The 22,835-nt window shown below is 58.6% G+C and carries 19 protein-coding genes; 9 read left to right on the top strand and 10 right to left on the bottom strand.

Going from position 1 to position 22,835, the window contains the following annotated elements; translation table 11 throughout:
- The first annotated feature begins 6 nt into the window (after nucleotides 1-6).
- From HMPREF1206_RS07635 to HMPREF1206_RS07625, 3 genes are all read left to right on the top strand, one after another.
- The gene (locus HMPREF1206_RS07635) at nucleotides 7-975 is read left to right on the top strand and encodes an ABC transporter ATP-binding protein (RefSeq protein ID WP_016422747.1); all 969 of its coding nucleotides are present in this window, start codon (nucleotides 7-9) and stop codon (nucleotides 973-975) included.
- Nucleotides 975-1,778 carry an ABC transporter permease gene (locus HMPREF1206_RS07630; protein WP_016422746.1) on the top strand — a complete coding sequence of 268 codons (804 nt, stop codon included), beginning with the start codon at nucleotides 975-977 and terminating at the stop codon, nucleotides 1,776-1,778. Before HMPREF1206_RS07635 ends, HMPREF1206_RS07630 begins: the two co-directional genes overlap by 1 nt.
- A gap of 93 nt (nucleotides 1,779-1,871) precedes the next feature.
- Nucleotides 1,872-2,885, top strand: coding sequence for a heme A synthase (locus HMPREF1206_RS07625; protein ID WP_016422745.1), 1,014 nt, complete (start codon nucleotides 1,872-1,874; stop codon nucleotides 2,883-2,885).
- 373 nt (nucleotides 2,886-3,258) lie between these two features.
- Here HMPREF1206_RS07625 and HMPREF1206_RS07620 read toward each other — a convergent pair whose 3' ends face one another.
- A complete protein-coding gene (locus HMPREF1206_RS07620) occupies nucleotides 3,259-4,200 on the bottom strand; it encodes a heme o synthase (RefSeq protein WP_016422744.1) in 942 nt (313 codons plus the stop codon).
- A 264-nt stretch (nucleotides 4,201-4,464) separates the two neighbouring features.
- Between HMPREF1206_RS07620 and tkt the strand changes: the two genes are divergently transcribed.
- The 3 genes from tkt (at nucleotide 4,465) to HMPREF1206_RS10985 (ending at nucleotide 9,383) form a co-directional block, all read left to right on the top strand.
- Entirely contained in the window at nucleotides 4,465-6,564 is a 2,100-nt protein-coding gene (gene tkt / locus HMPREF1206_RS07615; RefSeq protein ID WP_016422743.1) for a transketolase, read from the top strand.
- A 170-nt stretch (nucleotides 6,565-6,734) separates the two neighbouring features.
- Nucleotides 6,735-7,850 (top strand): transaldolase, encoded by a 1,116-nt coding sequence (gene tal, locus HMPREF1206_RS07610; protein WP_042388686.1) that lies wholly within the window; start codon nucleotides 6,735-6,737, stop codon nucleotides 7,848-7,850.
- Nucleotides 7,851-8,189: 339 nt separating this feature from the next.
- Nucleotides 8,190-9,383, top strand: a complete 1,194-nt coding sequence (locus HMPREF1206_RS10985) for an IS30 family transposase (protein ID WP_231367196.1) — start codon at nucleotides 8,190-8,192, stop codon at nucleotides 9,381-9,383.
- A gap of 171 nt (nucleotides 9,384-9,554) precedes the next feature.
- Here the strand turns inward: HMPREF1206_RS10985 and HMPREF1206_RS07600 are convergent, their stop codons facing one another.
- The 3 genes from HMPREF1206_RS07600 to HMPREF1206_RS07590 are packed head-to-tail and all read right to left on the bottom strand — an operon-like array spanning nucleotide 9,555 to nucleotide 11,352.
- Nucleotides 9,555-10,274, bottom strand: a complete 720-nt coding sequence (locus HMPREF1206_RS07600; RefSeq protein ID WP_016422740.1) for a hypothetical protein — start codon at nucleotides 10,272-10,274, stop codon at nucleotides 9,555-9,557.
- Nucleotides 10,271-10,993, bottom strand: coding sequence for a hypothetical protein (locus HMPREF1206_RS07595; RefSeq protein WP_016422739.1), 723 nt, complete (start codon nucleotides 10,991-10,993; stop codon nucleotides 10,271-10,273). Before HMPREF1206_RS07595 ends, HMPREF1206_RS07600 begins: the two co-directional genes overlap by 4 nt.
- The gene (locus HMPREF1206_RS07590; protein WP_016422738.1) at nucleotides 10,990-11,352 is read right to left on the bottom strand and encodes a GntR family transcriptional regulator; all 363 of its coding nucleotides are present in this window, start codon (nucleotides 11,350-11,352) and stop codon (nucleotides 10,990-10,992) included. Before HMPREF1206_RS07590 ends, HMPREF1206_RS07595 begins: the two co-directional genes overlap by 4 nt.
- Nucleotides 11,353-11,486: 134 nt before the next feature.
- Here HMPREF1206_RS07590 and zwf point away from each other — a divergent pair, with 134 nt between their 5' ends.
- The 3 genes from zwf to pgl are packed head-to-tail and all read left to right on the top strand — an operon-like array spanning nucleotide 11,487 to nucleotide 14,922.
- The gene (gene zwf / locus HMPREF1206_RS07585) at nucleotides 11,487-13,091 is read left to right on the top strand and encodes a glucose-6-phosphate dehydrogenase (RefSeq protein WP_016422737.1); all 1,605 of its coding nucleotides are present in this window, start codon (nucleotides 11,487-11,489) and stop codon (nucleotides 13,089-13,091) included.
- A 50-nt stretch (nucleotides 13,092-13,141) separates the two neighbouring features.
- On the top strand, nucleotides 13,142-14,158 hold the full coding sequence (locus tag HMPREF1206_RS07580; protein ID WP_016422736.1) for a glucose-6-phosphate dehydrogenase assembly protein OpcA: 1,017 nt from the start codon (nucleotides 13,142-13,144) through the stop codon (nucleotides 14,156-14,158).
- Complete coding sequence (gene pgl, locus HMPREF1206_RS07575; RefSeq protein ID WP_016422735.1) at nucleotides 14,155-14,922, top strand: 6-phosphogluconolactonase; 768 nt, start codon at nucleotides 14,155-14,157, stop codon at nucleotides 14,920-14,922. Before HMPREF1206_RS07580 ends, pgl begins: the two co-directional genes overlap by 4 nt.
- 117 nt (nucleotides 14,923-15,039) lie before the next feature.
- Here pgl and secG read toward each other — a convergent pair whose 3' ends face one another.
- From secG to whiA, 6 genes are all read right to left on the bottom strand, one after another.
- Nucleotides 15,040-15,276, bottom strand: a complete 237-nt coding sequence (secG, locus tag HMPREF1206_RS07570) for a preprotein translocase subunit SecG (protein WP_005510775.1) — start codon at nucleotides 15,274-15,276, stop codon at nucleotides 15,040-15,042.
- 101 nt (nucleotides 15,277-15,377) lie between these two features.
- The gene (gene ppc / locus HMPREF1206_RS07565) at nucleotides 15,378-18,206 is read right to left on the bottom strand and encodes a phosphoenolpyruvate carboxylase (protein ID WP_016422734.1); all 2,829 of its coding nucleotides are present in this window, start codon (nucleotides 18,204-18,206) and stop codon (nucleotides 15,378-15,380) included.
- A 202-nt stretch (nucleotides 18,207-18,408) separates the two neighbouring features.
- Entirely contained in the window at nucleotides 18,409-19,197 is a 789-nt protein-coding gene (gene tpiA, locus HMPREF1206_RS07560) for a triose-phosphate isomerase (RefSeq protein WP_016422733.1), read from the bottom strand.
- 69 nt (nucleotides 19,198-19,266) lie between these two features.
- Nucleotides 19,267-20,478, bottom strand: coding sequence for a phosphoglycerate kinase (pgk, locus tag HMPREF1206_RS07555; RefSeq protein ID WP_016422732.1), 1,212 nt, complete (start codon nucleotides 20,476-20,478; stop codon nucleotides 19,267-19,269).
- Between the two features lie 110 nt (nucleotides 20,479-20,588).
- Complete coding sequence (gap, locus tag HMPREF1206_RS07550) at nucleotides 20,589-21,593, bottom strand: type I glyceraldehyde-3-phosphate dehydrogenase (protein ID WP_016422731.1); 1,005 nt, start codon at nucleotides 21,591-21,593, stop codon at nucleotides 20,589-20,591.
- A gap of 183 nt (nucleotides 21,594-21,776) precedes the next feature.
- Nucleotides 21,777-22,775 carry a DNA-binding protein WhiA gene (gene whiA / locus HMPREF1206_RS07545; RefSeq protein WP_042389307.1) on the bottom strand — a complete coding sequence of 333 codons (999 nt, stop codon included), beginning with the start codon at nucleotides 22,773-22,775 and terminating at the stop codon, nucleotides 21,777-21,779.
- Between the last annotated feature and the right edge of the window lie 60 nt (nucleotides 22,776-22,835).

The raw sequence follows: 22,835 nt of genomic DNA, 5'->3' as shown, positions 1-22,835 counted from the left end.
CTAACCGTGAATAACGCTGCCAATTCTCCTGCTCTGCGCCTTGAGAACGTAACGAAGAAATTCGATGACGTTGAGGCTGTATCAGACCTTTCGCTTTCCCTGGATCGAGGTAGGGTTCTTGCGCTCCTCGGCCCCAACGGCGCTGGTAAGACCACAACCGTTGAAATGTGTGAGGGCTTCATCAAGCCGGATGAAGGGCGAATTCGCATTCTCGATCTCGATCCGGTCACTCAAACCACAGCACTGCGCAGCCGCATTGGCATCATGCTCCAGGGCGGAGGTGCCTACCCCGGTGTTCGCGTTGGCGAAATGCTGAACCTCGTTGCCAGTTACTCCGCAAACCCGCTGGACACTGATTGGCTCCTTGAAGTCGTTGGCCTAGAACGCCATCGTAAGACGAACTACCGCAGGCTCTCTGGCGGTCAGCAGCAGCGACTGTCGCTTGCATGTGCCCTGGTCGGACGCCCGGAGCTTGTGTTCCTCGACGAGCCGACAGCAGGCCTCGATGCTCAGTCCCGTCTAGCCGTCTGGGATCTCATCTCGTCGCTGCGCCGTGATGGGGTCACCGTGGTCCTGACAACGCACCTCATGGACGAGGCCGAATCGCTTGCCGACGACGTTGCGATTATCGACCGGGGCCATTTAGTTGTGGCCGGTACCACCGAGGAGATCACTAGCGCAGGCGCATCGGCTCTCCAGGGAACGTCGTCAAGCACTGCTATGAAGATCAGCGTTCGAGGCAGCCTTGACTTCGAAGAGGTCAACCGCAACTTCAGCGAGTCCGGTCTTCCACAGCGTCTGCAGCGTTCTGGCGGTGGAGAGTTTTCCCTGATTGGTGAGGCTTCACCGCGCGCCTTGACTGTCTTGGCGCAGAGTTGCGAGCAGCAAGAGGTGTTGATCACCTCGTTGAATAGGGCGACGCAATCGCTTGAAGATGTCTTCTTGCAGATCACTGGAACGGAGATGAGGAGCTAATGACTACCGCACCGAGGTCTGATGCCTCCCGCTTTGCGAAGGGCACTTTCGCCCCAGCGCCACAGCGTTCGGACATGGCGAAGTTGGTCATGTCGCAGGCGTGGTTGGAGACGAAGCTCTTCTGGCGACATGGTGAGCAAATGCTCCTCACCATCATTATCCCGTTGGCGATGCTCATCGGCCTGGTGATGGTGCCGGTGTTGGAACTCGATGATCCGCTCGAGCGTATCTTCCCCATGGTGCTGGCGATTTCCGTCATGTCTGCAGGGTTTACCGGACAGGCAATTGCCGTGGGCTTTGACCGCCGTTACGGAGCCCTGAAGCGCATCGGCGCCTCAGGCGTGCCACCCTGGGGCATTATCGCAGGCAAGATTGTGTCGGTTTGCACCACCGTCACGTTGCAGTACGTACTGTTTAGTCTCGTGGGGCTCTCCCTTGGCGCAGAGCTGTCGATTGGCGGCTGGCTGCTGGCTTATGTGGGGATGCTTCTGGGAACGTTCGTCTTTACCTCATTGGGCTTGCTCATGGGCGGTACGTTGGGAGCCGAGCTAATCCTAGGTCTGGCCAACCTGATCTGGTTCATCCTCATTGGTGCTACTACGTATGTGGCCGTTGCGCCATCGTTAGATGACATCAGCTCTGTACTGCTACACCTATTGCCGTCCGTCGCGCTTACCGACGTGATCTCCGCGGCATTGGCCATGTCCGTCCATTGGCCAGCTGTCGGGGTGCTGATTGTGTGGGGTGTCCTTGGCGCTGCACTGGCGGCTCGCTGGTTCCGTTTTGATATGCCGAATGACTAGGAATCTATCGGGGAGTCTGCATAGAAAAGCGCAGCCCAACGCAGGGGTTTCGCTTATTACCATTTTCCGCCAGCATGGGTAGAATTTCTTAATGTGAATACTGCAGATCGAAGTTTGCCCCTATCGTTTTTGCCGCTGACACCAATCGGGCGCCAGAAGCTCTATGCCCTGCTGGTTTTGATTGCACAGGCGGCAATTGCGGTAACCGGTTCTATCGTCCGTGTTACTGGTTCAGGTCTCGGTTGTGCTTCGTGGCCTGAATGTCACCCAGGCAGCTTCGTTCCTGTCGCGGGGGAAGCAGAAATGCTCCATCAGATTATTGAGTTTGGCAACCGGCTGCTCACCTTTGTGCTGGTTGCTCTGACACTTCTGCTCTTCCTTTCGGTTATGCGTGTCGGTCGCCGTCAGGAAATCAAGTTGCTGGCCTTCCTCAACGGTCTCGGCGTTATCGTCCAGGCTGTTATCGGCGGTATCTCCGTTTGGGTTGACCTGAAGTGGTACGCCGTAGCGCTGCACTTCCTGCCTTCGATGATTCTGGTCTGGCTCGCTGGCATGCTTTTCGTCAAGATTTCTGAGCCTGATGACGGCACTGCTACCCGCATGTACCCGCGCTATCTGCGCTATCTGGCTGCCGCCTCCGGCCTGGCCCTGACGATGACGCTGATTACCGGAACTATGGTCACCGGTGCGGGACCACACGCTGGAGATGCTTCGGTGCTCCCGGAGGATCGCCTCCAGCTACCGATTGTTGACCTGGCACATATCCACGCTGGTTTTATGTACCTCTACCTTGGCCTGGTTATCGGCCTCATTTTCGGTCTGCTGGCCTCGGAAGCCTTTGCACCTGTGCGTAAGGTTGCCATCGCACTCGTTGTGTTCATTTTGGCTCAGGGCGTAGTTGGAATGATTCAGTACTGGTCCGGTGTACCGGAGGCATTGGTGCCGGTTCACGTTGCCGGATCTGGTATCTGCACCGCTTTGACTGCAGTACTTTTCCAGCACGGTTACCGCACTGTCGGTGGGAGCGCAGAAGTCACTGGCTCGCTTGAAGGCGATGCGGCTGCCGCCACTGTTGCTTCGGAGAAGAACGTCGAGGTTACCGCGTAGCTAGCTGCCGGTCAGCGGCTGTGTTAACGACTGTAGTTACCGGCCGTTGATTCCTGCTCGAACCGCCTAAACACGCGCTTTGGTTGTGCGTGTTTAGGCGGTTCTGCTGTCTGCTCGGCTCCGTGTGCTCGGATGTGCGTTTCCCAGTGGCTAGCGGGCTGCGCGGGCTGCGCGGGCGGTGCAAGGGGGCGGTCTGCCCACCTATCGATCCGAGTTACTGACTATGTTTATGACAGAAATCGCGCGAAAAATTGCCTGAAAGTGGCATAAACTCGCACAGTTTCACGTTTGCAGCCCGTGCCCATCTCCACACACAAAAAGAGGCCCTTCCCGCAACCGGAAAGGGCCTCTTCAAAGGAGCTCAGCAGCTGACCTAGAACATGCTCGAAATTGTCTGCAATCCGAGTACGGCATCGAGAGAAAGCGCCACACAGACGATAGACAAGTAGTTGTTCGACATGAAGAACAGCTTCATCGGCTTAATCTTGCCACCGGTCTTAACGTGACGGTGCAGGTCAATGGCGCCCCACAGGAACCAGGCACCAGCGCCAACCGAGCCAATCAGATAAATCCAACCAGCGTACGGAACCAACAGCAGAGTGGTAATCACGGTTGCAGCAGTGTAGTAAATAATGCGCTTGGAAACGACGATGGCCGGCTTGACCACTGGCATCATCGGCACGCCAGCGGCCTTGTAATCCTCCTTGTAGCGAAGCCCCAGCGCCCAGGTGTGCGGCGGAGTCCAGAAGAAGATGAGCAGGAACAGGATGAAAGCCTGCCACCAGTGAGCGAGCCCCGTAATCTCCGGATTGTTGTCAGTGATGACGGCCCAGCCAACCATCACCGGCATACAACCCGCAGCGCCACCCCAGATTACGTTCTGATCAGTTCGGCGCTTCAGCCACAACGTGTAGACGAAGATGTAGAACGCAATCGTAATCAGAATGAAAACGGCGGCCAGCAGCGAGTTACATAGCAGCCACAGCCAGAGGAACGACGCAATCATCAAGATGGTGCCGAAAATTGCTGCCGCGCGACGGCTAACCTGGTTGCGCGCGAGCGGGCGCCGACGAGTGCGGCGCATCTTCTGGTCAATGTCGTAATCCATGACCATGTTGAAGGTGTGCGCTGCCGCTGCACCCATCCAACCACCGAACAGGGTGAGAAGAATCAGTCCAACGTGTACATGGCCGCGATCAGCCTGAAGCATTGCGGGAATGGCCGCGACGAGCAGGAGCTCAATAATTCTTGGCTTAGTCAGTGCAATATACGCCTTGACTGTTTCCAACAAAGCAATGTCCCTTTCACGCGCCATAAACAAAGCCCCCCCGTCTACAGATAGTCGGATGCAACGGTCGGAAAGTTCCCGACGAGTTTTTCCGCAAAATAAAATGAGGGGCAGGCAATCAGTTTACCGATAATCATAACGGTTCCAATAATGACCGTCGTAAAGCATGTGCGGCGCGCCCTCTGATACTTACCTTCGAGCTATTCTGCCCGGTTTAAACCGAGCGCACGTATTCCTAGTTAGTATGGAAGAGATCTTTACTCATCCATTTGGATACTAGGAGTCATTCACGTGACACTGTCGACTGAGCATGAAGCACGGGTTGTTCGCAACTACCCCTCGGACTGGTCTGACTTGGACACGAAGGCCGTAGATACGGCTCGTGTGCTGGCTGCCGACGCCGTGGAAAAGGCAGGTTCGGGACATCCCGGCACTGCGATGAGCCTCGCACCGCTAGCTTACTCTCTCTACCAGCGCGTTATGCGCCATGACCCGAAGGATACGAAGTGGATCGGCCGTGACCGTTTCATTCTCTCCTGTGGTCACACCTCTCTGACGCAGTACGTCCAGCTCTACCTCGGCGGTTTTGGCCTGGAGCTCGATGATCTGAAGGCGCTGCGTACGTGGGACGCTCTCACCCCGGGCCACCCGGAGTACGGCCACACTGACGGCGTGGAAATCACCACTGGTCCGCTGGGTCAGGGTCTGGCTTCGGCTGTCGGTTTCGCCATGGCTTCACGACGGGAACGTGGGCTGTTCGACCCGGAAGCTGCTCCGGGCGACTCTCCGTTCGACCACTACGTGTACGTCATTGCTTCTGATGGTGACGTTCAGGAGGGTGTCACTGCCGAGGCCTGCTCGCTGGCCGGCACTCAGCAGCTGGGCAACCTGATTGTCTTCTGGGATGATAACGGCATCTCCATCGAGGACGACACCACTATTGCTTTCACCGAGAATGTGGCGGACCGCTACCGTGCTTACGGCTGGCAGGTCATTGAGGTCGACGGCGGCGAGGACGTCGCAGCACTCGAGGCTGCTGTCGAGGAGGCCAAGAAGGATACGGAGCGTCCGACCTTCATTCGCGTTCGCACTGTGATCGCTTACCCGGCTCCGACCAAGATGAACACCGGCGCTTCGCACGGTGCTGCTCTTGGTGGCGAGGAGATTGCTGGCATCAAGGAAGCTCTCGGCTTCGATACCGATAAGAGCTTTGACGTCGCTGACGAGGTCATTGAGCACACCCGCAAGCTGGTTGAGCGAGGTGCTGAGGCTCACGCACAGTGGCAGGTTAAGTTCGACGAGTGGGCTGCGGCCAACCCGGAGCGCAAGGCGCTGCTGGATCGTCTGACCGCCGGCGAGCTGCCAGAGGACTTCGACGCTGAGCTGCCGACCTGGGAGCCGGACGAGAAGGGCGTTGCCACCCGCAAGGCTTCTGAGGCTGCGCTGCAGGCACTGGGTAAGTCCCTGCCGGAGCTGTGGGGTGGCTCAGCTGACCTGGCTGGCTCCAACAACACTGTCCTGAAGGGCGAGCCGTCCTTCGGTCCGAAGTCCATCACCACCGGCACCTGGACCACCGACCCGTACGGCCGTAACCTGCACTTCGGTATCCGTGAGCACGCCATGGGGTCGATTCTCAACGGCATTCTGCTCCACGGTGGGACCCGTCCGTACGGCGGCACGTTCCTTATCTTCTCGGACTACATGCGTCCGGCTGTCCGCCTAGCATCGCTGATGGGCATCTCCCCTATTTACGTCTGGACTCACGACTCCATTGGTCTGGGCGAAGACGGTCCGACGCACCAGCCTGTTGAGCAGCTGGCTTCGCTGCGCGCTATCCCGGGTGTGTCCACTGTCCGCCCGGCTGACGCTAACGAGACCGCTCAGGCTTGGGCCGCTGTTCTTCAGGGAGAGGCAGGCCCGAAGGCTCTGGCTCTGACCCGCCAGAACGTTCCGGTCCTGGAAGGTACCAAGGAGAAGGCCGCTGAGGGCGTCCGTCGTGGTGCGTACGTGCTTGTCGACGGTGCCAAGGAGACCCCGGACGTCATCCTGATGGCTACCGGTTCGGAAGTTCACCTCGCTGTCGAAGCTGCTGACAAGCTGGCTGAGGAAGGCGTCAGCGCCCGCGTTGTCTCCGTTCCGTGTCTTGACTGGTTCGAGCAGCAGGACGATGCCTACCGCGAGCAGGTTCTGCCGAAGTCCGTCCGCGCTCGTGTCTCGGTTGAGGCCGGTATTGCAATGCCGTGGTACCGCCACCTGGGTGATGCTGGTCGCGCTGTCTCCCTGGAGCACTTCGGTGCATCGGCTCCGTACAAGGAGCTGTTCGAGAAGTTCGGCATCACAGCAGAGGCTGTTGTCGATGCCGCCAAGGAGTCCATCGAGGCTGCTAAGTAAGTTTGTTAAAACCTGGCGCTATCGGCCGTTGTCGGGACGGGATTTGTGAAAACCGTACCGCGCTCCGGTAGCGCCAGTATTGTTTGTGACGCACAGTAGTTTAAGGACATACAACTTTTAGCGAAGTCTTTAGGCAACGAAGCGGTATTGACAGAAAGGCGTTAAACACTATGGGAAACACCACGATGGAAGCGCTCGCCAAGGTAGGGACTTCGGCGTGGCTCGACGATCTTTCGCGCCAGCGCCTCACCTCGGGCGATTTGAAAAATCTTATTGAAGAGCTTCGGGTTGTCGGTGTCACTACTAACCCGGCAATCTTCTCTTCGGCGATGACCGCCGGTGAGGATTACGACTCTCAGCTGGCGCAGCTCACTGAAGAGGGTGCGAACCCGGCAGATGCTGTGTTCGCGATGGCAATCGACGACGTCCGCGATGCCTGTGACCTTTTCGCTGGTGTATCCGAAGAAACCGACGGTGTCGATGGCCGTGTGTCCATCGAGGTCGATCCTCGCTACGCCGACAACTACGAGGCCACGATTGCGCAGGCCCGTAAGCTCTGGGAGCGCGTCGGCAAGCAGAACGCGATGATTAAGATTCCGGCGACCGATGCTTCCCTGCCGGCTGTCACCCAGGCTCTGTCCGAGGGAATCTCGGTAAACGTCACCCTGGTTTTCTCGGTGGAGCGTTACCTGCAGGTCATTGATGCGTTCATCGAGGGCATTGAGCGTGCGAAGGACAACGGCGTGGACCTGGCTTCGGTCCACTCTGTTGCGTCGCTGTTTGTTTCCCGCGTTGACACCGAAATCGATGCTCGCCTGGACAAGATCGGCTCCGAGGAGGCCCTGGCTCTGCGCGGCAAGGCTGGTCTGGCCAATGCCCGTGCAGCTTACGCCAAGTTCGAGGAGACTTTCTCGGCGCAGAATATTCGCTGGGCACAGCTGGAAAACGCCGGTGCTAAGCCGCAGCGCCTGCTGTGGGCTTCGACCGGTGTGAAGAACCCGGCTTACCCGGACACCCTCTACGTCACTGAGCTGGCTGCACCGCAGACTGTGAATACCATGCCGGAGAAGACGCTGCGTGCTGCCGCGGGCTTCGAGGGCGAGGTTCGCGACGCCGTCAGCGGCCAGGGTGACGCAGCCAATGCCGTTATGACTCAGCTCAGCGAGATTGGCATCGACCTCGATGACGTCTTCGCTGTCCTGGAGCGCGAGGGCGTGGAGAAGTTCGTGGACTCCTGGCAATCCTTGCTCGAGTCGATTGCACAGCGCATGGAGCAGCTGAAGTAAGCCTGCTGATTATCTAGGGGCCTGTTGGTAGTGGCTGCGTTTCTGGCTGGCGCCAGCAGGTCGCCTGGCGATCCGAGTTACTGACTGCGGTTATGTCAAAAACGGCCCGGTAGGTTCAGGCGGTGAATGCATCACCACTTTCGACCAGGAGAAGTAGTGAAGCAAACCCGCCGAACGAAATACAGTGCCATCAAACCGATTGCGCTTCAACACATTGCCAACGGGGCATCAGCAAGCGCGGTTGGGCGCGATTTAGCGATTCCCTCACCAACTGTCAGGCGGTGGGCGCGACAAGCCGGAATTGCGATTCAGCACCAATCGCACTGCCCGAAGTTATCGATGATGGATAAGCATCGCGTGATCTACGAGATGCTTATGGCCGGCTCATATAGTGTTGCCGAGATTGCCGCGCAGGCTGGGGTGTGCACAACCACGGTGTATAATCGGCGGGCTAGTTTAACCACTATGAATACCCGCAGTCGGATAACACCTGGTGATGTATCTCGTGTTGGCGCTGGTCGGCGGCTAGGGCTGGCGGAACGCTTAATTATTGCCGATTGCCTGCGGGCAGGTCATTCGCACCGGCGTATCGCCCAGATAGTCTGTCGTAGTCAATCCACTATCAGTCGTGAAATCGCACGCAACAGCGTCGATGGTATCTACGATGCCTATCACGCTGATCAGGCCAGCCGCGGGCGTCTTGCTCGTCCAAAGCCGCGCAAACTCGATGACAATCGATTCTTACGCGCCCAGGTTGTCGATCTGCTCAACCGTGGCGCCTCGCCGCGTCAGGCCAGTGGCAGGTTGGCTGCACTGTGGGGTGATAATACGTCCATGACTATTAGCCACGAGTCGATTTACCAGGCCCTTTACGTACAAGGGGCAGGCAGCTTGCGCAAAGAACTTGTGTTTGAAAAGTCCTGCCGGACTACCCGGCCAGGGCGTAAACCCCGCTCGCTTCTCGCAGGGGTGCCCAAGCCACGTGGAAAACGCTGGACTCATGATGCCAATATTTCACTTCGCCCAGCCGAAGCCAATGATCGTGCGGTGCCTGGTCATTGGGAAGGCGATTTGATTATTGGCGCAGATGGCACCAGTGCTTTAGCGACGTTGGTGGAACGCCGCAGCAGGTTTGTGCTGCTCGGCAGACTCGGCACTGACCATACTGCCGCCAGTGTCAATGAGGTGATGGTACGGATGATTCGTCGGCTCAAAGAGTCGATGGACACCACGATTTCGACGTTGACCTGGGATCAGGGAGTGGAGTTTGCCAAACACACGGAGTTTTCTGTCGCGGAGAATATCCAGGTGTTTTTCGCCGATCCGCATTCGCCGTGGCAGCGAGGTAGCAATGAGCGGATGAATCGGGATATCCGGTTTTATTTCCCCAAAGGCACCAACTTTACCGATGTCACCGACCAAGAGGTCGCCGAGGCGGAAGCATTGCTGAATAACCGGCCGCGGGTAGTGCTCGACGGGTTAACTCCCCGGGAGGTAATCTCTGGTGTTATCCATGATGCAATGACCGCCTGACCCTACCGCCCGAAAAATAGCCTGAAGGTGTCATAAACTTGCACAGTTTCACATCTGCAGCCCGTAACTTTTGGGGTTGTCAGTTTCGGTTCGCCTGTTGTGTTACTTAACCCGCATTTTCAACGTTGGACATGAAAAAGCTCCCCGCGCAGGGGAGCTTTTTTGATGGAGCTAGGACGCGGCGAAGGCGGGGCGCACAGTGGGCAGCGGGCGTTTCTCTTCCTTTAATGCCCAGGCCATCACGAACGCAGAGATTACGGTGATGATTGAGGCAAAGATCGGCACAGCCGGCCAGGGGGCGCCCGGTACGGAGTCGGTCACGTCCAGCAGATAGCTAAAGAGGAAGAGCGTGACCAGGGCCAGGCCAATGGTGATCGATCCTGCACGAGTGCCCTTCGCGCCGGCGACGGTGCCGACTGCGGTGCTCGCCACGGTAGCCATGAGGAAGCTCAAGAAGACGCACAGCGCGGTGAGCAGAACTGTGGTGTAGTTCTGCCCGGAATCCTCAATCATGTACAGCTCCCCGTTAGTGTCCGGAAACAGGGCCGGTCCGGAGGTGACAATGAAGCTATCGAATCCGCGGTAGTAACCGGACTTGTTCTGTTCGATGACCATCGCCGTGACGATGAAGGCGGTAGCCACCAACGATGTGCCCAAGATTGCGATGATTGCGGAGCGTACCCAGCGGGCGGTGCTCACGCCGTAGTCACGCAGGGTGACCGAACGCCGGGCTGTGATGAGGAAGAGGATGCCCAGCGCGATAATGCCAAGCAAGGTGTTGCCGGTTCCGCTGCCTACGAGCATGCGCCCGAAGGCCGAGTACAGGATGGCCACGGCGGCAACACCGAGGAAGGTTTTCTTGTTGGTCGCGATGAAAGCTCCGGTGCTCATTTCTTGCTCCGTTCGATGTAGGAGGAGGGGCTTGCGAGGTCGATGAGGGCCGCGGGGTCGAGGTAGCTCACCTCAACGCCGAGGGCGCGGGCATGCGCAGCGGCAGACGAACTGAGCTCTGTAGCCAGGATTGCCTCGCAGCGCTCGCCGAGGGTTTTCTTAGCGAGCACTGGGCTGGCCACCTGCGCCACGAGATCCGTAGGGCCTCGCAGCACCGGATGGCTAGCGCGCAGCTTATCGACGTCATAGGGCCCGTACGCATCCTGCTTGTGGATGACAATCAAGGTGTCGACTAGGCCGGCTAGATCCTGGGAGTGCTGCGAGGTGACCACAAGGTTGGCCGATTCGGCCGAGTCGATAAGCATGCCGCGCAATGTGGCGCGGTGCTCGACATCGAGGCCGTTGAAGGGCTCGTCGAAAAGCAATGCTTCCTTGCCCGATGCCAGGGTGGCAGCGGCGATGAGCAGCTGGCGCTGGCCCAGGCTGAGCTTTTTGATTGGGGTGTCAGCGGGGAAATCGAGGAGGGACTCCGCGTGGGGCACATCGAGCTGATCCCAGCCGGTGCGCAGGATCTGGAAATATTCGCGCGGGGTGGCACCGAAGACCTGGGTGTCGGGTGCAGCCTTCGCCAGGGCCGCTGTAGGCATCTGCGCGAGGGTACGCAGCAGGTAGTAGGTCTTGCCGGCGCCGTTGGGGCCAATCACGCCGTAGATACTCATTTCTCCTCCTCCAGCATGGCGATGATGTCGTGGAGCGTGAGGCCGAGAATGCCGGCCTCCGCTTTTAATGGCTCGATGTAGGTGCGCTGGAACGCTTCACGACGCTCAGCGCGAATGCGCTCACGGGCATCTGGAGTGACAAACATTCCGAGTCCTCTTTTCTTCTCCACAAGCCCCACCATCGACAGTTCCGTCATGGCCTTGGCGGCCGTGGTTGGGTTGACCTGATAAAACTCCGAGAGCTCCTTGGTTGAAGGGGCACGATCCTCAGCCGAGAGCTCCCCGGACAAAATCATTGATTTCAGATCCTCGGCGATCTGGACGTAGATGGGCCGAGGGTCCGCCTCCTTCGCCTGCATATACACCTCCGTGGTTTATGGGTATACCACCTAGGTCATAAACCTAAGGCAGAAGAAAGGGACCCGTCAAGGCCCCATCGGAGGAATCGGAAACGATTCCACCGGACTTTTCTCGATATGACATTATGTAAACCGTGAGTGATTCTCTGCAACGCAACGATTCGAACTCCCCTACTGCCAGCTCTCCGCACAACGGAGACGACAGCACCAACCACGACGGATACATCAACCCGCTGCGCGACCCGCAGGATAAACGCTTGCCGCGTATTGCGGGTCCGGGCGGCATGGTGATTTTCGGAGTGACGGGCGATCTGGCCCGAAAGAAGCTTCTGCCTGCCATTTACGATCTGGCCAACCGCGGTCTGCTGCCTGCCTCCTTCGCGTTAGTTGGCTACGGTCGTCGCGAATGGTCGAAACAGGACTTTGAGGATTATGTGCGCACCGCAGTGGAACAGGGCGCCCGCACAGACTTCCGTGAGAGTGTCTGGCAGCGCCTGGCTGAGGGCATTCACTTTGTCACCGGTACCTTCACCGATGACGAGGCCTTCGATCGCCTGGCCGCACAACTTGAGGAGCTCGATCGCTCCCGCGGCACCGCTGGCAACTGGGCCTACTACCTGTCCATTCCGCCAGCTAACTTCCCCGATGTCTGTCATCAGCTCGATCGTTCGGGGCTGGCGCAGTCGGGCGAGGATTATTGGCGTCGCGTGATTATTGAGAAGCCATTCGGCCACGACCTAGCCTCCGCTCAGGAACTCAACCGGATTGTGAACTCGGTCTTCCCAGAAGACGCTGTGTTCCGCATCGACCACTACCTGGGCAAGGAAACCGTCCAGAACATTCTGGCCATGCGTTTTGCCAACCAGTTGTTCGATCCGATGTGGAATTCTCACTACATTGACCACGTCCAGATCACCATGGCCGAGGACATTGGTTTGGGCGGTCGCGCCGGCTACTACGACGGTATCGGTGCAGCTCGTGACGTGATTCAGAACCACCTACTCCAGCTCCTGGCGCTGGTGGCAATGGAAGAGCCCATCGCCTTTACCCCGGAAGAGCTGCAGGCGGAAAAGATTAAGGTTCTGCGTGCCGTCGAGCCAGTGCGTCCGTTTTCGAAATACACCGCTCGTGGCCAGTACACGGCGGATTGGCAGGGCAGCAACTTCGTGCCGGGGCTGCGCGATGAGGAAGGCTTCGACCCCGAATCCACGACCGAGACCTACGCCGCCTGTACGCTGCAGATCAACTCCCGTCGTTGGGCCGGTGTCCCCTTCTACCTGCGCACCGGCAAGCGCCTCGGCCGCCGCGTCACTGAAATTGCGCTGGTCTTTAAGTCCGCACCTCACCTGCCCTTCGCAGAGACAATGACTGCCGCTCTCGGCCAGAACGCAATGGTCATCCGTGTTCAGCCAGACGAAGGCGTGCTCATGCGCTTCGGCTCGAAGGTCCCGGGCTCGGCCATGGAGGTGCGCGATGTCAACATGGACTTCTCCTACTCCGAGGTGTTTACCGAGCAGTCGCCAGAGGCCTACGAGCGCCTAATTCTGGATGCGCTTCTCGACGAGGCCAGCCTCTTCCCCACCAACGAGGAAGTCGAGCTGTCCTGGAAGATTCTTGACCCCATCATCGAGTACTGGGCCAAGCGCGGTCGTCCCGAGGGCTACCCCGCAGGTTCGTGGGGGCCTTCCTCCGCTGACCACATGCTCGAGCGCGACGGTCGCGCTTGGCGACGGCCATAGGTTGCCAACCTCTCACTTCTTAAGAGTTTTCTGACAGAAAGAACACTTTCATGATCGTCAATTTGCCAGATACTGACACCGCGAGCATTGCTCGTCAGTTGGTGCAGCTTCGAGAGCAGGGCGGCATTGTCACCACAGGACGTGTCCTCACCTTGATTGTTTTGGCCAAGAGCGAAGACGACCTGGAAAACATTATTTCCACGGTCAACTCCGTTTCCCGCGAGCACCCATCCCGTGTGCTGGTATTGGTCTCCGATGATCCACGCCTGGACAATCGCCTTGACGCGGAACTCCGCGTCGGTGGTGATGCCGGTGCCGCTGAGATCGTCGTTATGCACATGTCCGGAGAGATTGGTCAGCACCACAGCTCTGTGGTGACTCCCCTGCTGCTGCCGGATACGCCGGTCGTGGCGTGGTGGCCTTCTGAGGCGCCGCAGGTCCCAGCGGCGACACCAATCGGCCGAATTGCCCAGCGCCGTATCACCGATTCACTGTGTGACCCGAATAGCAACGCTATCTACACGCGCCGTACGGGCTACACGCCCGGCGATTCCGACCTGAGCTGGTCGCGGCTGACGAACTGGCGCGGTGTGTTGGCATCCGCTTTCGACTTGCCGCCGCACTCGCCGGTGACCTCCGTGTCCATTTACGGCCCACAGGACTCGCCATCGGTCGAGGTCGCCGCTGGATGGTTGGCAGATCGCCTGGGGCTGCCGGTCAACCGTTACTCCACCGGTGAGAAGAAGATTCCGGTGGACGAAAAGGGCCGCGCCAAGCCACCGGTGACCTCCGTCGCCTTTGAGCGTGAAAATGGCCAGACTTTGCGCATCGATATTGAGAGCGCCACCACTGCATCAGTCACCAACGGAGAAAAGCCCCCGTTCAAGGTCGCAGTATCGCGTCCAACACGCTCCGAATGTTTGGCAGAGGAGCTGCGTCACCTCGACCACGATACTGCCTACGGACGTGCCCTGCGTGGCCTCAGCCAGATTCACACGGTGGGAATGCAACCTCCGACGTCCACAACAACTAGCTTCGCTAACGAACCAGGAGTCTCTGACAAGTGACCACCGATAACGCGTCGAATACCGTCCCTGCCCCTCAGTTCCACCGCGCCGCTGACCAGGCGGGCATCGTCGAGGCTGCACGTCAGCGCTTCATCGATGCGGTTGTCGCCGTCCTACATGGCAACGCCTCTCCGGTCACCGATGACGGTTTCGTACGCGTCGTTCTCACCGGTGGCGGCGCGGGTACCGCTTTGCTCAGTGCGCTTGCCGACGATTCCGGAGACATCGACTGGAACCGAGTCCTGGTGTTCTTCGGAGATGAACGCTTTGTCGCTGCCGACTCGGCAGATCGCAATGCGTTGGCTGCTCGTAAGCGTCTCTTGTCCCCTGTCGGCGTGCCGGAGGAAAACATCTTCGAGTTTGCCGCTGCCGACAGCGGCGTGACCACCACGGAGGCCGCCGAAAGCTACGAAGCTATCGTTCGGGAGAAGGCTCCAAATGGCTTTGACCTTCACCTTCTTGGTATGGGCGGAGAGGGACACATCAACTCGATTTTCCCACATACCGCAGCGCTGGCTGAGCAGGAACGCTTGGTCGTGGACGTGCATAACTGCCCGAAGCCACCGCCGACCCGCATCACGTTGACGATGCCGGCCATCGCCAGCTCTCAGCGTGTGTGGCTACTTGTAGCGGGCGGCGAAAAGGCTGAGGCAATTGCAGCTATCGCTCAGCAGGACGACCCAGCGCAGTGGCCGGCGGCCGGGGTTCGCGGTGTTCAGGAAACCGTTGTCTTTGTTGACGATGCTGCGGCTGCGCAGCTCTAGGCTTCCGCTTCACCGCTAACAGCCCAGAAACAGCAAATTCCCGTCGATAAGCGAAATGCTATCGACGGGAATTTTTATTGCTTAAAGGCCTGCGGTGGGGCGTGCTGCGTGCGGAACCTACCAGCCGAAAGTATTGAACAGCAGCAACAGGACAATGCAGAGCAACCAGATAATCACGGTCACAATAGTGACGCGGTCAAGGTTCTTCTCCACCACAGTCGAACCGGACAGATTCGACTGCATGCCGCCACCAAAGAGGCTGGACAGTCCGCCACCCTTACCCTTGTGGAGCAGGATGAACAGCGTCATCAGGATGGATGTGATGACCAGGACAATCTGAATGGCGAGGTACACGCGCACTTCCTTTTGAAACGTCGCTTCTTTAAGAACTCCAACTATACTAGCGCAATTGCTCCGCTGGCTAGGTATCCCTAGCCGTATCCCTAGGCGAATTCCTAGCCGGAGTTGCGCAGTGCAGTTGCCAGACCATTCATGGTCAGCTGAATGCCCCGACGCACCTTGTCGCGATTATCGCCGGCACGGTAACGACGCAGCATCTCCAGCTGGATGATGTTCAGCGGCATAAGGTACGGGAAGCGCATGTCCACCGAGCGCCTGAGCAGCGGGTTGTCCTTCAGCAGGTGCTTGTACCCGGTTACCTTCAGGAACATCTCCAAAGTCAGGTCGAACTCAGCCTTGATGATGCCGTAGATGCGCTCACCGTCGGCCTTATCTTGGCACAGGCTAGCGTAGGCGCGCGCCAGGTTGAGGTCAGCCTTGGACATGACCTGCGCCATGTTCGACAGCACCGAATTGAAGAACGGCCAAATCTCGTTGAGCTGACGGAGCTCAGCCAGGCGGGAACCGTCTTCGTCCTCGCCGATCCACTCCTGCAGTGCAGAGCCGACACCAAACCAGCCCGGCACCATAGAACGCTGCTGCGACCAGGACAGTACCCACGGAATTGCGCGCAGGTCAGAAATGGTCTGGGTCTGCTTGCGTGAGGTCGGACGCGAACCGATGTTCAGGCTGCCGATCTCATCGACCGGGGTCGACGACGTGAAGAAGTCAATAAAGCCCGGGTCCTCGTGCATGAGCTTCGAGTAGGCCTCGCGAGACAGGTCGGAAATCTCCGACATAATCTCGTGGGCGCGAGCCGGGTTCTTCAGGTCATCGACGTCGAGCAGAGTCGACTCAATCGTTGCCGAAACCAGCGCGGCGAGGTTCCTGCGTGCCGCTGCAGGGTGACCGTACTTGGCAGAGATAATCTCGCCCTGCTCGGTGATACGCACCGACCCCTGGACTGCGCCGGAAGGCTGCGCCAGGATTGCCTCGTAGGACGGACCGCCACCACGGCCGACAGTACCTCCGCGGCCATGGAAGAGACGCAGGCGAATGTCGTTGTCCTTCGCGGCTGCCACGATGGCGACCTCCGCGTCGTAAAGCGCCCAGTTTGCAGCGAAGTACCCGCCGTCCTTGTTGGAGTCGGAGTAGCCGAGCATGACTTCCTGCAGATCTCCGCGTGCGGACACGTATGCGCGGTAGACCGGAATGTCCCACGCAGCACGCAGGACGTCGGCACCAGCCTGCAGGTCTTCGATGGTTTCGAACAGCGGGATGACGTCAACAGAACCGGTCGGCTGCGAGCCATTCGGGCGAATCAGACCGACTTCCTTGAGCAGAATCATCGGCTCCAGCAGGTCGGAGACCGATGTACACATCGAAATGATGCAGTGCGGTACCGCGTCGTGACCGTACTTGCGCACCGCACGAGATGCCGCACGCATAATGCCTAGCTCGCGAGCCGTAGCTTCGGAAAGATCTGCGGAAGTCGAAACCAGCGGACGGGAGGACTGCAGTTCCTTGGTCAGCAGTTCGACCTTGTCGGCTTCCTTCAATCCCGCGTAGTTGTCCACCACACCGGCAGCGGAGAACAGCTCGGTGAGGATTTCCTCATGAGAGTCCGAATTCTGGCGGATATCAATCGAGTACAGGTGGAAACCAAATACTTCGACTGAATCAATCAGATCGCGCAGGCGGTGATCGGCGATGAGGTCATCGTGGCTGGACCGCAGTGAGTCGTCGATAATCGAGAGCTCTTCAAGTAGCTCCTCGGCGCTGTCATACGGAGTGAATTCCGACCAGTCGCCCTCAATGATGGACTCGTCGAAGAAGTTCACCGCTGTTGCCGCCACGCGACCGCGGATACCGTGAACCGCACGACGGTACGGTTCATCTTCGCGGTTTGGTACGTCATTGTGGCCTCGGCTGGCCAAGGCGACTAGATCCACGGTGACCTTGGTCAGGCGATCGCTGAGACTGAGCTCGCGCTCCAGCAGATGCAACTGCGAGAAGTAGTGACGCAGGATGGTACCCGCTGCCCTATCGGAGGCGTAGCGCAGCGTCTCCTCTGTCACGTATGGGTTACCGTCGTGGTCGCCGCCGATCCACGATCCCATGCGAATCGTTGGGTTAGCCGGCAGCTTGTTGCCGCCGAGCTGACGCAAGTGCTTGACGACGTCTCGGTTAATCTGTGGCACAGCTTCCAGCAGAGAAAGCTGGTAGTAGCGAAGACCAACCTCGACCTCGTCGCGAATATCCGGGCGATTCATGCGAATCAGAGCCGTTTGCCACAGCGTAAGGATACGGCGACGGATATCGGCATCAATCTCAGCAAGTCGGTCCGCGGTACGTGCATTCAACGGGGCTGCCTGGATCTCGTGGCGGCGACGCATTGCGGCCGTGATGTGCTTCTGCACATCGAACACTGTGCGACGACGAGTTTCCGTTGGGTGTGCGGTCAGAACCGGGACGACCTCAATGTGGTCCATCATGTCCGCAATGGCGCTGCTGGAAACCTTGGCGTCGCGAAGCTTCTGCCATGTTGCCTCCAGTGTGGAGTCCTTCGGCGGATCGCCAGCATCAAGAGAGGCCTCGATGCCCAGCTCCTCGTGCAAATCCTCAGCGAGGTTGGCCAAAAGTGCGAAGTGCGTGAAAGCACGGATGACCGGGCTTGCCTCGGCCGGGTCAATATCGCGGAAGAGGCCGGTGAGCTTCTCGATGTCGCCATCGCCACGATGGAGTTCGAAGGCTGCGCGGCGAGCATTTTCGACCAGGTTAAAGACCTCGTCACCCTCTTGCTCGCGGATTACCTGCCCAAGAATTCGACCCAGGTGGCGAATATCCTCCCAGAGCAAGTCCTGCTGCTTCGCGGTAGCGGTCGATGAAGATTGCTCATTGCTTGCAGTGTGTCGGTCAGTGTCACGATGTACTTGTTCGTTCATTGAGCACGTCCTTTGAAAATTGCCGGGCATTCCAAGTAGAAAGCCTCGGGAAATGTATTGCGCTAAAACATTGCCAGTCGGTGTGCCTGGGTTGAGTCCGCCTAAAGGCAATAACCCCGAATCGGTTTTATGAGGATCAATAAAACCAATCCGGGGTCGCGCATGGCGCCTATCTTATCAGTTGTTCTGAATTTATATGCACTTAGGCGTTCTGAGCGGCATCTGCAGCAAGTGCGCAGAGCTTCGCGAATGCTTCACCGTCGAGCGAAGCGCCACCGACGAGGCCGCCGTCGACATCGGGCTTGCCGACGATCTCAGCGACGTTCTCGGCCTTGACGGAACCACCGTAGAGGATGCGCATTTCCTTTGCGATGTTCTCGTCCGCAATTTCAGCGACGGTCTCGCGGATAGCTGCACAGACTTCCTGAGCGTCTGCAGCCGATGCGACCTTACCGGTGCCGATAGCCCAGACCGGCTCGTAAGCGATGACGGTCTTGGCCAGCTCAGCGTTGGTCAGGTTAGCCAGGGATCCCTTGACCTGAGAGACAACGTAATCGACGTGCTCTTCGGCCTCTCGGACCTCCAGCGGCTCGCCGACACAGACGATTGGGTTCATGCCCTCGCGCAGTGCTGCCTTGGCCTTCTTTGCGACCAGCTCATCGTCCTCTGCGTGCATATCGCGACGCTCGGAGTGACCAACGACGACCCAGGTGCAGCCGAGCTTTGCCAGCATCGATGCGGAAATCTCGCCGGTGTAAGCGCCGGACTCGTGGACTGAGACATCCTGCGCGCCGTAAGTGACGCCGAGCTTATCGCCCTCAACCAGAGTCTGGACCGAACGCAGGTCGGTAAACGGCGGGATGACAGCGACGTCAACCTTGTCGTAGTACTCCTTCGGCAGAGCGAACGCGAGTTTCTGCACCACACCGATAGCCTCGAGATGGTTCAGGTTCATCTTCCAGTTACCAGCAATAAATGGTGTACGTGCCATAGTGGTGGAATTCACTTCCCTATCAACTAGCGGATTTTTAAGCGATGAAAATCCGGTGGTGGAAAAATCTTAGTCTTCCAGGACGGAGACGCCCGGCAGAGTCTTACCCTCGAGGAACTCCAGCGAAGCGCCACCACCGGTGGAGATGTGGCTGAAGCCGTCCTCGTTCAACCCCAGAGTACGTACTGCCGCTGCGGAGTCGCCGCCACCGACGACGGAGAAGCAACCGTTGTTAGTGGTGGCATCGATGATGGCCTGTGCAACCTCGCGGGTGCCAGCTGCGAAAGCCTCCATCTCGAACACGCCCATCGGGCCGTTCCAGAACACAGTCTTGGACTCAGCGAGCACCTTGCCGAATGCCTCGGCGGAAGCCGGTCCGATGTCCAGGCCCATCCAGCCTTCCGGAATCTCGGTGGCGTCTACCACCTTGTTTTCAGCGTCTGCAGCGAACTTGTCAGCCACAACTACGTCGGTTGGCAGAACGATCTTATCGCCGTAGCGGTCCAGGAGATCCTTACAGGTGTCAATCATCTCTTCCTGCAGCAGGGATGCGCCAACGGCGTAGCCCTTGGCAGCCAGGAAGGTGAAGCACATGCCGCCGCCGATGACCAGGGAGTCAACCTTCGGCGCGAGAGCCTCAATAACGCCCAGCTTGTCGGAAACCTTGGAACCGCCGAGCACGACGGTGTACGGCTTCTCCGGGGTCTCTGCAACCTTGCGCAGAACCTCAAGCTCAGCCTGAACCAGATTGCCGGCGTAGTGCGGCAGCTTCTTAGCGATGTCGAAGACGGAAGCCTGGGCGCGGTGAACAACACCGAAACCGTCAGAAACAAATGCTCCGTCCGGAACAAGTGCAGCCAGCTCGGCTGCGAACTCGGCGCGCTCTGCCTCGTCCTTGGAGGTCTCGCGCGGATCGAAGCGGACGTTCTCCAACAAGAGTACATCGCCCTCGGTCAGGCCATTAGCGCGCTCGTGCGCGTCCTCACCGGAGACATCACCGGCGAGCGCGACGTACTGCTCCAGGCGCTCAGACAGCGCCTCAGCGACCGGGGCCAGGGAGAACTCGGACTTAACCTCGCCCTTCGGGCGACCCAGGTGAGCCATAACAACGACCTTGGCACCGGCCTCGACAAGCGCGGACAGGGTGGGCAGCGAAGCATCGATTCGACCCGGATCGGTGATAACGCCGTCCTTCAACGGAACGTTAAAGTCGGAGCGGACGAGGACGTAACGGCCTTCAATACCTTCGTTGATCAGGTCTTTGACAGTCTTAACAGTCATCTCAATGAAATCCTTGTGAAAGTGTGTAAAAAACGGGCCGTGGGTGGCGTGCCCTACTCAGGCACAACCACCCCGGCCCGTTCGGGGTCTGGGATTAACCAGGTGAGTTATTAGAGGCGCTCACCGACGTAGACAGCCAGGTCGACGAGGCGGTTGGAGTAGCCCCACTCGTTGTCGTACCAGGAGACAACCTTGACCTGATCGCCGATGACCTTGGTCAGCGGTGCGTCGAAGATAGAGGAACGCGGGTCGCCCTCGATGTCCTTGGAAACGATTGGGTCCTCGTTGTAGCCCAGAACACCCTTGAGCTCGCCCTCAGCAGCTTCCTTGATGGCAGCATTAACGGACTCGACGGTGACCTCGCTCTTCGCAGTGAAGGTCAGGTCGGTGACAGAGCCGGTCGGAGTCGGAACACGCAGTGCGTAGCCGTCCAGCAGCCCCTTGAGCTGCGGCAGAACCAGAGCGACTGCCTTTGCAGCACCGGTGGAGGTCGGAACAATGTTCAGAGCAGCAGCGCGGGCGCGACGCAGGTCCTTGTGCGGAGCGTCGTGCAGACGCTGGTCACCGGTGTATGCGTGGATGGTGGTCATGAGACCGCGCTCGATGCCGAACTTGTCGTCCAGGACCTTAGCCATCGGAGCCAGGCAGTTGGTGGTGCAAGAAGCGTTCGAAATGATGTTGTGCTTCTCCGGGTCGTAGTCAGTGTGGTTAACACCGACAACGAAGGTCGCGTCTTCGTTCTTAGCCGGAGCGGAGATGATGACCTTCTTGGCGCCAGCCTCGATGTGAGCCTTGGCAGCGTTGGCATCGGTGAAGAAACCGGTGGACTCAATGACGATGTCGACCTTGTGCTCGCCCCACGGCAGGTCCTTCGGGTCGCGCTCAGCGTATGCCGCGATGCGCTTGCCGTTGACGGTGAGGGACTCATCGTCGTAGGTGACCTCTGCGTCAAGCTTGCCCATGATGGAGTCGTACTTGAGCAGGTGAGCCAGGGTCTTGTTATCAGTGAGGTCGTTTACAGCAACGACTTCCAGGTCAGCGCCCGCAGCGAGCAGGGAGCGGAAGAAGTTGCGGCCAATGCGACCAAAACCGTTAATACCTACACGAACCGTCACAATAATCTCCTTAATGGATTGGCGAATCGATGCCACTTGTCAGGGCGCTGATTGCGCTCCAACAGGTTCACTACAGAAGTGTACGTTGGGTTTTTCATTCGCGCAGCGGTGGTTTGGTGCGAAAATCCCAAATAAACGGAGATTTATCAAAAATTACGCACCTGACTAGGCATAACAGGTGCTTTACTCGTCAACTTCTTTGTCAAAAAGTTCGTCTGTAACGACTGCAGTTGTGGGGGGAATTCCGAGTTCGTTTGCTCTTTTGTCCGCCATGGAGAGCAAACGGCGGATGCGTCCTGCGACGGCGTCCTTGGTCATTGGCGGATTGGCCAGCTGCCCAAGTTCTTCCAATGAAGCCTGCTTGTGCTCGATGCGCAGCTGTCCTGCAGACACCAAATGGTCTGGTACATCGTCACCGAGAATCTCTAAAGCACGCTCTACTCGCGCTGCTGCAATAACGGCCGCACGAGCCGAGCGCCGCAGGTTGGCATCGTCGAAGTTTGCCAAGCGGGTGGCCGTCGCTCGCACTTCACGACGCATTCGCTGTTCTTCCCACTGCAGGCGAGTAGTCTGGGCTCCCATTCGCGTCAGCAGCGCACCGATTGCATCGCCCTCTCGGATGATTACGCGATCGCCACCGCGGGACTTATTCTCCTTGCTCTTAGCCGTAATTCCGAGCCTACGAGCACATCCCACCAATGCGAGTGCCGCTTCAGCACAAGGAGCAGTGACTTCCAAAGCTGAGGAACGCCCCGGCTCAGTCAGTGAACCATGTGCCAAAAAAGCACCCCGCCATGCAGCTTCTTGATCAATTTTCTGCCCCATGATCAGCTTGCGTGGTAGCCCACGTACGGGACGTCCCGCAGAGTCAATCAGGCCAGTTTGCCTAACGACGAGTTCCGCGCCATCAGTTACCCGCACGATGTACTTCGAGGTCTTTCGCAAGCCACCGGGAGATAAGACATTGAGGCTGGCTTTGACATCGTAGAGTTCGGCCAGCATGGAGCGCAGGCGGCGTGCGACAGCGCCGGAATCCAACTCAGCCTCCAGCACAATCGAACCTGCCACCAGGTGGAGTCCTCCTGCGAAGCGGAACAGGGTCGCAATCTCCGCTGCCTGAGCGCTTTCCTGCGAAACTGACACGCGGGCTAGTTCGTCTTTGACCTTCGCCGTCAATGCCACGATGCTGTCCATCCTCATTTCATGTGTACGAGCTGGGTTTGGGCCTGGTTAATTTAGGTG

The organism is Corynebacterium sp. HFH0082 (assembly GCF_000411235.1).
Taxonomy (GTDB): Bacteria; Actinomycetota; Actinomycetes; order Mycobacteriales; family Mycobacteriaceae; genus Corynebacterium; species Corynebacterium jeikeium_D.
Note: the sequence above shows the minus strand (reverse complement) of the source record. Positions and strands in the feature narration are given on the sequence as shown.